Annotated in this window: 1 protein-coding gene; it reads right to left on the bottom strand. The window is 72.9% G+C overall.

The genetic code is table 11. The features are described from left to right. A partial coding sequence (locus ACFWVE_RS34910) for a condensation domain-containing protein (protein WP_384023251.1) occupies window positions 1-2,619 on the bottom strand: 2,619 nt, incomplete at both ends.

Below are 2,619 nucleotides of genomic sequence, written 5' to 3'. Positions count from 1 at the left end.
CCGGCGATGTACAGCTCACCCTGCGCCCCGGGCGGCACCGGCCGCAGCCGGCCGTCGAGCACATAGGCCCGCATGCCGTCACGGGCACGGCCGATGGGGACGTTGCCCGGCACCCGGGCCGCGTCCCGCATGGTGTGCTGGGTGGCGAACAGGGTGATCTCGGTCGGGCCGTAGATGTCGGTGACGTCCGTGTTCGGGCACGCGTTCAGGACACGCCGCACGGACGCCGAAGAGACCACGTCTCCGCCGGTCAGCACCTCCCGGACCCCCTCCAGGCAGCCGGGGTCCTCCTCCGCGACCACCCGGAACAGTCCGGCGGTGAGCAGCAGCGAGGTCACGCCGTACGTGCGGACCGTACGGGCGATGGTGGGTACGTCGAGGTCGCCGGGCGGTGCGACGACGACCTCGCCGCCGCCGAGCAGGGGCATCCACAACTCGTAGGTGGACGGGTCGAAACCGTACGGCGAGTGCAGCAGCACCCGGTGCGGGACCGTGTCGGCACGAGAGGCGGCACCGGTGTTCCAGCGGCGGTCGGTGGCCAGGCCGACCACTCCGCGGTGGGTGATCTCCACGCCCTTCGGCTCGCCGGTGGAGCCGGACGTGAACATCACGTAGGCGGCGCTGTCCGGCAGGACGCGCACGGCGGGGGCCCGGAGGGAGGGCCCCTTCGGACGGTCGTCGCCACCGGCCGGGACCGGGACCTCGTGCTCGATTCCGGGCAAGGCGTCGGTGGTCGTGCTGCCGTCCGTGACCACGACGCGGCACCCGGCCAGTCGTGTCATCGAGGCGAGCCGGACCTCCGGCAGTCTTCCGTCGAGGGGCACGTAGACCGCTCCGGCCTTCAGCACGCCCAGGATCGCCGTCACGACCTCCGGCGAACGCTCCATCAGCAGCGCGACACGCTCCTCCGGCCTCACCCTCAGGGACACCAGCCGCGCCGTGAGGCGGTCCGCCCGCTCGTCGAGTTCCCGGTAGGTCCGCACCCCGCCGTCCCAGCGGACGGCCACGGCCTCCGGCGTACGCGCCACCTGCGCCGCGAACGCCTCGACGACGCTCGTCGCGGCCTTCGTCGTATCCGCGTCGGCGTCGTTCCAGTCGGCCAGGATGCGGTGCCGCTCCTCGGCGGTGAGGACTTCGACGGAACCGGACGGGCGGGTGGGGTCGTCGGCGAGCGTCCGCAGCAGCGTGCGGAACCGGCCGGTGAGCGTGCGTGCGGCCTCCTCGGTGAGGAGGTGCGGCATGTAGTGGAGCCGCAGCCACAGTTCGTCGTCGCGGAGTCCGGCGGCGAGGGTCACCGGGTAGTGGGTCGCGTCGTGGACCTTCGAGCCGCTGACGGCGAGACCCGAGGACGGGACGGACCCTTCGGCGACCGGGTAGTTCTCGAAGACGACGAGGCTGTCGAACAGCCGCGGCAGGCCGGACAGCCTGTTGATCCGGCTCAGACCGATGTGCTGGTGGGCCATCAGCTTCGACTGGGCGGTCTGGACGCGCAGCAGGAGGTCGGTCAGCCGCTCGACCGGGTCGAGGACGACCCGGACCGGGAGGGTGTTGATGAACAGGCCCGCCATGGACTCGATGCCGGGTATCTCCGGCGGCCGGCCGGAGACCGTCGTACCGAAGACGACGTCGTCACGGCCGGTCAGCCTGGACAGCAGCAGCGCCCAGGCGCCCTGCACCAGGGTGTTGACCGTCAGGCCCCGGTCCCGCGCCAGCCGGCGCAGTGCCGTCACGGTCGGCGCGGGGAGCTCCGCGTCGATCCTGGCGGGGACGCCCTGTGCCCCGGCGATGGCGGCCGAGGTGTCCGGGGCCAGGAGGGTCGGCTCCTCCACCCCGTCGAGCTCGTCCGCCCAGGCCCGCTCGGCCGCCTGTCCGTCCTGTGCGGCGAGCCAGGTGAGGTAGTCGCTGTAGGGGGTGGACGGCGGCAGGTCCGCGCCGGTGCCGTCGGCGGCAGCGGCGTACAGGGTGAACAGTTCCTTCGCGAGGACGGGGACCGACCAGCCGTCGAACAGGATGTGGTGGTTCGTCAGGACGAGACGGTGCCGGGTGTCGCTCAGACCCACGACGGTGAGGCGCATGAGCGGTGCCCGCCCCGGATCGAGGCGCTTCGCGTGCTCCTCGGCGGCGATCCGGCCGGCTTCCGCCTCCGCGTCCGCCTCGGGCAGGGCGCGCAGATCGACGGTTCGCCAGGGGAGTCCGGGGTCGCGGACGACCACCTGGACGGGGACGCCGGCGACGTCGGGCACGAACGCGGCCCGCAGATTGGCGTGGCGGCGCAGCAGCGCCGTCCATGCCTCCCGCAGGGTCGCCTCGTCCAGCCGCCCGTCCAGGTCCAGTTCGACCTGAGCGGTGTAGACGTCGGTGCCCTCGTGGTCGTAGTGGGCGTGGAAGAGCAGGCCCTCCTGGAGCGGGGAGAGCGGGAGGACGTCCTCCAGGCCGGGGTACGCGGCTTCGAGGGTTTCCACCTGCTCCTGGGTGAGGGGCACGAGGGGGAAGTCGGACGGCGTGTGGCCGCCGGTCTCGGCATCCGTGCCCGCGAGGGTCTCCAGCGACCGCAGCCACCGCTCGGCCAGGTCCCGCACCTCGGCCTCGTCGAGCAGACCGCCCGCCCACGCGAACGTC

The sequence above is a fragment of the Streptomyces sp. NPDC058632 genome, assembly GCF_042717095.1.
GTDB lineage: Bacteria > Actinomycetota > Actinomycetes > Streptomycetales > Streptomycetaceae > Streptomyces.
Note: the sequence above shows the minus strand (reverse complement) of the source record. Positions and strands in the feature narration are given on the sequence as shown.